The sequence below is a fragment of the Streptomyces sp. NPDC055815 genome (genome assembly GCF_053616475.1).
In genome coordinates, this window is the sequence record NZ_JBSHDU010000101.1 from 23,194 (window position 1) to 29,879 (window position 6,686).

The 6,686-nt window shown below is 71.1% G+C and carries 10 protein-coding genes and 1 riboswitch; of the genes, 4 read left to right on the top strand and 6 right to left on the bottom strand.

Annotated features, from left to right (window positions below):
- The gene (locus tag ACWGN5_RS37585; RefSeq protein WP_453522908.1) at positions 1 to 786 is read left to right on the top strand and encodes an anti-sigma factor family protein; all 786 of its coding nucleotides are present in this window, start codon (positions 1 to 3) and stop codon (positions 784 to 786) included.
- Between the two features lie 14 nt (positions 787 to 800).
- Here the strand turns inward: ACWGN5_RS37585 and ACWGN5_RS37590 are convergent, their stop codons facing one another.
- The 4 genes from ACWGN5_RS37590 to ACWGN5_RS37605 form a co-directional block, all read right to left on the bottom strand.
- Positions 801 to 1,352 (bottom strand): SMI1/KNR4 family protein, encoded by a 552-nt coding sequence (locus tag ACWGN5_RS37590; RefSeq protein ID WP_453522899.1) that lies wholly within the window; start codon positions 1,350 to 1,352, stop codon positions 801 to 803.
- Positions 1,353 to 1,420: 68 nt separating this feature from the next.
- Positions 1,421 to 1,819, bottom strand: coding sequence for a hypothetical protein (locus tag ACWGN5_RS37595; RefSeq protein ID WP_453522900.1), 399 nt, complete (start codon positions 1,817 to 1,819; stop codon positions 1,421 to 1,423).
- A gap of 74 nt (positions 1,820 to 1,893) precedes the next feature.
- A complete protein-coding gene (locus ACWGN5_RS37600; RefSeq protein ID WP_453522901.1) occupies positions 1,894 to 2,562 on the bottom strand; it encodes a nucleoside deaminase in 669 nt (222 codons plus the stop codon).
- Between the two features lie 149 nt (positions 2,563 to 2,711).
- The gene (locus tag ACWGN5_RS37605; protein WP_453522902.1) at positions 2,712 to 3,218 is read right to left on the bottom strand and encodes a DinB family protein; all 507 of its coding nucleotides are present in this window, start codon (positions 3,216 to 3,218) and stop codon (positions 2,712 to 2,714) included.
- Positions 3,219 to 3,370: 152 nt separating this feature from the next.
- On the opposite strand from ACWGN5_RS37605, the gene ACWGN5_RS37610 reads away from it, so the two are divergent.
- Positions 3,371 to 3,961 (top strand): YdcF family protein, encoded by a 591-nt coding sequence (locus ACWGN5_RS37610; RefSeq protein ID WP_453522903.1) that lies wholly within the window; start codon positions 3,371 to 3,373, stop codon positions 3,959 to 3,961.
- A 48-nt stretch (positions 3,962 to 4,009) separates the two neighbouring features.
- Here the strand turns inward: ACWGN5_RS37610 and ACWGN5_RS37615 are convergent, their stop codons facing one another.
- Positions 4,010 to 4,597 carry an SMI1/KNR4 family protein gene (locus ACWGN5_RS37615; protein ID WP_453522904.1) on the bottom strand — a complete coding sequence of 196 codons (588 nt, stop codon included), beginning with the start codon at positions 4,595 to 4,597 and terminating at the stop codon, positions 4,010 to 4,012.
- A gap of 202 nt (positions 4,598 to 4,799) precedes the next feature.
- A riboswitch (SAM riboswitch) is annotated at positions 4,800 to 4,941 on the top strand.
- 210 nt (positions 4,942 to 5,151) lie between these two features.
- Here ACWGN5_RS37615 and ACWGN5_RS37620 point away from each other — a divergent pair.
- Together ACWGN5_RS37620 and ACWGN5_RS37625 are read left to right on the top strand one after the other, a co-directional pair.
- Positions 5,152 to 5,874: an IclR family transcriptional regulator gene (locus ACWGN5_RS37620; RefSeq protein ID WP_453522905.1), complete on the top strand. Its 723-nt coding sequence runs from the start codon at positions 5,152 to 5,154 to the stop codon at positions 5,872 to 5,874.
- Positions 5,875 to 5,929: 55 nt separating this feature from the next.
- Positions 5,930 to 6,322, top strand: a complete 393-nt coding sequence (locus ACWGN5_RS37625) for a thiol-disulfide oxidoreductase DCC family protein (protein WP_453522906.1) — start codon at positions 5,930 to 5,932, stop codon at positions 6,320 to 6,322.
- A gap of 70 nt (positions 6,323 to 6,392) precedes the next feature.
- Here the strand turns inward: ACWGN5_RS37625 and ACWGN5_RS37630 are convergent.
- Positions 6,393 to 6,686: substrate-binding domain-containing protein (locus ACWGN5_RS37630; RefSeq protein WP_453522907.1), on the bottom strand; the 294-nt coding region annotated here is incomplete at its 5' end.

Genomic DNA, 6,686 nt, shown 5'->3' on the forward strand with positions numbered 1-6,686 from the left:
ATGGACTGCGAGCGGCTGCGCGAGGAGGGTGCCGAGCTCGCGCTGGGGATCCTTCCGGCGCGCGAGCGGGCCGAGGCGGTGGCCCATCTGGACCGCTGCCCGGACTGCCGGGCGTACGTGGAGCGGCTGACGGTGGTCGGGGACGGGCTGCTCGGGCTGCTGCCGGGGGCGGAGCCTCCGCTGGGTTTCGAGAGTCGGGCGGTACGGACGATGGCCCCCGCCCGTACGTCGGCCCCTGCCCCGGCACCCTCGACTCCTCCGCCGACGGCGCGACGGCGCATTCGGGGCCGTCGCTTCCGGATGGCTGCGGCGGGCGTGGCCACGGCGCTGGCCTTCGGGTTCGGCGGTTGGGCGGTCGGTACGGCGGTGGAGGGCGCGCCCCAGGTGGTGGCCCCGGCACCGCACGTCCTGGAGGCGACGCTGGTCTCCTCGGCCGGGGAGGGGACCGGGGCCGGCAAGGAGGTGGGGCGGATCTACGCGCACCTGGCCGACGCGGCGGGCGGGAACGGCTGGGTCTACATGTCGGTCGACCTCGGTGAGGTACGGGCGGTCGACGGCCCGGTGCGTTGCCTCCTGGTGCGGGCCGACGGCTCCTCCGTATCGCTCGGCTCGTTCCCCCTCAGGGCGGGTTACGGCTACTGGGGCGCCCCGGCCCCCGTGGATCCCGGCAACCTCAGTGGCGCCCGCCTGGTGGCCCCGGACGGCACGGTCCTGGCGACGGCCCATTTCGAAGGAACGGGATCCGGCGGGACCGGCGGGTCAAGCGGGTCGGACCCCAGCTCGTAGAACGTCTCGCACGCCTACTCGTCGGAGCCCAAGATGTCCGCGTTCGCGTCGAAGCCCCGCTCCGTGTCCTCGAACTCGCCGAGGGTCTCCGAGTGGATGCGTCCGGTGAGCACTCCGGCGACGAACTCGGCGGCGGAGACGGCGTGGTGTTCCCATTCGGGTCCACGGCCCTCGTTGACCAGGACGGTCCATTCCCCGGGCTTCGCCGTCTCGCTGGTGAGCCAGTAGAGGTAGGCGCCGCTGCCCTCGATGTAGGCGAAGGGGAGCACGCCGGTTCCGTCGGCCGCGAGTTCGTCCGGCTTCGGCTCGCCGCGGTCCCAGAGTCTGCCGAGTACCTCGGCGCGCTCACCGACGATCGCCACCAGGTCGTAGTCCTCGTCAGTGCAGTCCGGCTCCAGGATCCAGATCGTCTCGTCGAAGACTCCCCCGCCGTAGGTGTCGACGAGGTCTTTGTAGTCCTGGGGCAGCGCCGTACCCAGACATTCCTCCGTCCGGGACCAGGTGCGGGGCAGGCTGCCGGCCGGCGGAGGGACGAGGCGGGTGAGTTCCCGGACGGCGGGGTGCATCGGGCGGGCCTTCCTGTCTCGGAGAGCGCTGGGCGATGGGGCTGTTCGGTGGCCGCGCTCCCGGGGGCTCAGTGGTCGCCCTTGTGCGGCCTTGACCGGCTGCCTGGCAGTGGCTGGCGCCAGTCCCCCAGCGTGCTGACGAGGTACTGACGGGCGAGGAGACGGATGTCGTCCCATGCCGTGTCCGAAGCCAGGGCGTCGCCCCAGAGGCCTGCGCGACCCGTGGCGTCGATCTCGCCGAGTCGCCGGCCGACGGCCTGAAGGTCGCGCAGTTGCCCGGGGTCGAGGACACCGCGTTCGGCAAACCCTTCGGACATGCGGCAGAAGAGCTCCACCTCTTCGACGACCGGCTCGGTCTCCAGCTCGCGCTCCCCCAGCCAGGACAGTTGATCCCGGGCGTCGGCTGCGAGGAGGGACATCCACAGCAGTGTCGCGTGGCGCACGTGCGCGTCGCCGAACTCGTTCATGGAGGGAGGATCGCACGGAGCCCCGACAGGTCGTGTTGGGGGGACTGCGCTCACGGCGGTACTCAGGGCGGTGCTCAGGGCGCAGTGGCCTCTGCCACCCGCCGTCGCCGGGCGACTGCGGCGTCACCGACGACGGGCCACAGCTCCGCCAGCCACGTCTCGACCGTCGTGGCCACCGGCAGGCCCGGCGGCAGAGCGTCGTGCAGTCCCGTCGTCTCCGGCTCAAGTTCTCGGCAGCGACGCAGAGTCAGTGGTTCCTCGGTCCCCCGCGCGGCCGCTGAGACACTGCGGAGAAACATCAGGTTCGCCGCCACGAGCCACGGCTGCCGGTCCAGCCCGGACACACCGGACGAACCGTCATTGGCACTGGCCAGCGCCCAGGGGTCCGGGGCCAGGTAGCGCACCGCCCCCACGCCCGTGAAGGCCGCCGCGGCCGTGCACATCGAGCAGGGTTCCTGGGTGCTCCACAGGGTCAAGGCGCCGAGATCCCAGTCGGTACGTGCCGCGCCCAGCGCATTCATCTCGGCGTGCGCGAGGGGCGTACCCCGCAGCGGGCCTCCTCCGGGACCGTCGTCGTACGCGCGGTTGCGTCCCTCGGCCAACACCGTCCCGTTGGCGTCCGTGAGTACGGAGCCCACTGCGAGTCCGCCGGCCACGAGCGCCTCGTACGCCAAGGCCAGGCACCGCTTCACCGCTTCGGGTGCCGCCGCCCACTCCGCATCGAAGTTCCTCACATCCGGCACGCCCTCATCCCCCTGAACAGTGTCGATCCCGCTCCGGCAAGCCGCCGTTCGATGACGGCTCGCCGGAGCCGAGGAAGCAGCGGGTCATCCGGCAGCACCGAGGCTGCAACGGCAGCCGGCCGGCCCCGTGGTCTGCAACCGGCGGAGGCTCAGTCGCCGGTCGTTCCGTCGAGCAGCTCGCGCAGGATGTCCAGGTGACCGTTGTGGCGGGCTGTCTCCTCGGTGAGATGCAGGAGGATCCAGCGCAGATCGACGTGGAGGCCGTTGCGTACGGCGCGCTTCGCCTTGGTCTCCAGGCCGTTCTCGGCGACGAGTTCGCGGTAGCGGGCGCTCTGTTCGGCGTATTCGTCGAGCAGCTGCGTGAGCGGGAAGTCGACGGCGATGCGCATCTCGCGGTCGGGGTCCTCGTCGGTCCAGGGGCCGTGGTCCTCCTCACCGAGGAAGACCACCTGGAACCAGTAGTACTCGACCCAGCGGAGGTGGTTGATCACTCCGCTCATGGTCATGAGCGGTGAGCCCGGCAGGAGCGCCTTGCGGGCGTTCTCCGCGGAGAGGCCCTCGCACTTGGCACGGGCCGTGTCGCGTGTGTAGTCGAGGAACGTGGTGAGCTGGGTGCGCTCGTCCCACGCAGGCGGTGTGTCGTCGATTCTGGTCATCGCGCGCAGCCTCCCCGATCATGGCGACCGATGTCGAGGGATTTTCGACGGACCTGACCTGCTGCGACCGCTCCCGGCCCGGTGGGCCGCTCCGACGATGCGGTGCCGATCGTCCGGCCTGTTCCTCCGCACAGGGCCTAGGATCGTCTGTCATGCGAGCGTGGACGTTGCCGGCCGCCGGAGTCGCTGTTCTGGCCTGGGGCGAGTGGTTGAACCGGCGCTGGTCCCGGACCCTGGTCGAGGCCGGCGGCCACGGTTCCCGAGCCGTGGTCGTGCTCGGCTACCGCAACCCGTCCGAGTCGATCAACCTCGTCAACCGCTGGCGGGTCAGGGCAGGGATCCGTTCCGTCGGCGCGGACGCCGACGGCGACTCCGTGATCGTCTTCAGCGGAGGGGCGGTCGGGGGTGGTACGGCCGAGGCGGAGCTGATGGCCGACTACGCGCGGTCCGTGCTGGGGTACAAGGGTCGTGTTCTCGTCGAGGACCAGAGCAGGAACACGTGGGAGAACATCACCCACGTGGTCCCGCTGCTGGAGGGTGCGGAGCACATCGCGATCGCGTCCCAGCCGGCACACGCGCTCAAAGCGCGCGCCTACCTGCGCCGTCAGCGGCCCGATCTCGCCGACAGGCTGGTCCGCGCCGGCGACTACCGCCTCGGGGAGTGGACGCTGTTCAAGCCGTTGCTTGCCGCGTACGGGCTGTGGACCCTGCGCGGTCTCACCGCGGCCGAACGCAAGCGTTAGCTCCCACTCCCCGCCGTTCCCGTTCCCGTCGCCTGGTCAGGGTCAGGGTCAGATCCTCGGCGAGAGACGGTACTGGCGTGGGTGAACGTGCAGCCGCGGCGAGGTGAGCAGCAGGGCTCGGTTGTCCTTGCCGCCGGCCATGTGGTCGAGCCACCGCTCGTACCAGGCGAGGAAATCCGGGGCCGAGGAGACGTTCGGGCCCCAGAAGCCGTCGGTGTTGCCGATGAGGATGCGTCCGGTGAGAGGGCCGGTGACGCCGAGGAGGACGAGGTCGCTGCAGCCGCGTTCGATGACGTGCAGGAAGAGGTGGCCTTCGCGGGTGGGGCGGTAGGCCCGACGGAATCCTCTCGTCCGTGTGTCGGCGGTGGCGCGGTTCATCGTGAAGAGGGCGCAGCGTTCGAGTGGGATCAGTCCGTAGTACGGGGATGCACCGGTGCCGCCCATGGTGGTGAGGAAGTCCCGGTAGGGGCGTGGGAGTTCCACGTCGTTCTCGGCTTCGAAGGCGTCCGCCCGGGCTTCGGACAAGCGGGGGCCGAGACGGAATGCGTGCCGTTCCTCGCCGAAGGAGTGGCTTCGGTGGGGCGCGTAGGGAATGCGTGCCAGCTTGCGTCGCAGCCGCGGGATGCGGGAGTCCATGCGAGCTCTTTTCTCGTGTCGCCGGCAATCTATCGGGCTGCGGCCGGGGATCATCCTGCGGGTGGGACCCATGCGAGCCGGGACGAGCTCCCCCGCCTGCCGGGCGAGGCGCCGGCGTTCAGCGCACTCCGCCCGGCCTGCCTTGCTGCTTCACCAGGGGGTCGCTGGCAGCTCGCCCCGGGTGTCTTGTATGGTTCTCCGCGAATCATCCAGAGGGGTGGAGGGACCGGCCCTACGAAGCCCCGGCAACTCCCCGATCGTCTCGGCGCTCCATGTTCGCGCCGCGCCGTCGGGATCAGTGCCAACTCCGGCCCGCGCCAACGTGGCGCGGGAAAAGATGAGGAGACACGGTGCTCTCTACGCTGCCCTTCGCCCCGGCTCTGCCCGTTCCGGGCTTCCCGCGTACCCAGCTCATGATCGTCGCGGCATATCGGCCGACCTGCTCGGCCCTCTCCCGCTGACCATCCCCTTCCCTCACCTTCCTTCCCCTGCCCTTCCCGGGGTGAGGTCGCCGCGAGTCATGCTCGCGCGCCGAGACTGGAGTACCCCTTTCTATGGACATTTCGGATATTTCTAGTGGTGTCGGCGTCCTCGACAAGGCCGCGGTGATCCTCGATGCGCTGGCGTCCGGCCCTGCCCATCTGGCCGGGCTTGTCGCCACCACCGGCCTGGCGCGGCCCACGGTCCACCGACTCGCCACGGCACTCGAACGCCACCGTCTGGTCGGCAGGGACCTCCAGGGCCGATTCGTCCTCGGACCCTGGATCACCGAGCTCTCGGCCGCCTCGGACGAGGACTCCCTGCTTGCCGCGGCCGGCCCGGTCCTGACGTCCCTTCGGGACGCGACCGGCGAGAGCGCGCAGCTCTACCGGCGCCAGGGTGAGGTGCGGGTCTGCGTCGCCGCCGCCGAGCGGACGTCCGGCCTGCGCGACATCGTGCCGGTGGGGTCCACCCTCCCGATGAAGGTCGGCTCCGCCGCCCAGGTCCTGCTGGCCTGGGAGGAACCGGAGCGCTTCTACCAAGGCCTGCAGGGTGCCCGCTTCACCGCGACCGCCCTGAGCGGCGTACGGCGCCGGGGCTGGGCCCAGTCGATCGGTGAGCGCGAACCCGGCATGGCCTCCGTCTCGGCACCGGTCCGCGGCCCGTCCCAGCGGGTGGTCGCCGCCGTCACGGTCACGGGCCCGATCCAACGCCTCACCCGGCACCCGGGCGCCCGGCTCGCGAAGGCCGCCGTCGACGCGGCCGACCGCCTGACCGAGGTCGTATGCCGCTCCTGACCGCGAGGCCGGGCCGGAGCGACCGCCCGGCTCCGGGCGCGGGCATGATGGAGTCATGCGAAATCAGCCCGTGCTCGTTTTCGATGGAGATTGCGGATTCTGCTCGACCTCGGCGAGGTTCGCCGAGCGACGCCTGAAGCCCCGGTGCGAGACCACTCCTTGGCAGTTCGCGGACCTGGAGGATCTCGGTGTCACCGCGACGCGGGCCTCGCACGAGGTGCTGTGGGTGACGCCCGGCGGTGCCGTGTACGGGGGTGCCCAGGCTGTCGCGAAGGCGTTGCTGAGCTCGGGCGGCGGGTGGCCGGCGGCCGGCGCGTTGCTCACCCTGCCACCCGTGCGGTGGGTGGCCCACGGCGTGTACCGACTCATCGCGAACAACCGTCACCGCATGCCGGGCGGCACCGCCGCCTGCGCCCTCCCCCACCGCCCGGCCCCGCGACCCGAGTAGCGCACCGGCAGAGAGGCGGCCCGGAAGTCGGCGGGGCGGTGTCGCCGGATGGGGTGAACTTGGCGGGGCTTTACGGGTGCAGTGGCTGCATGTGGGGCGAGCGGGACGGGACTCTCGACCGGGGGACCCGGGCGCGGCCGCTGGACGGGCGGACGATCAGCTCGTACGGCATGACGATCGAGTCCGGGTTGTACTCCCCCACCCCCTCGATGGCGTCGATGAGGAGCTGGACGACGGCCGTGCCGATGCGGCGGGGCTTGAGGGAGAGTGTCGTGATGGGTGGTTCGGTGGTGGCGTAGACGGTGGATTCGCTGCAGCAGACGATCAGGAGGTCGTCGGGGACGCGTAGTCCGTAGCGGCGGGC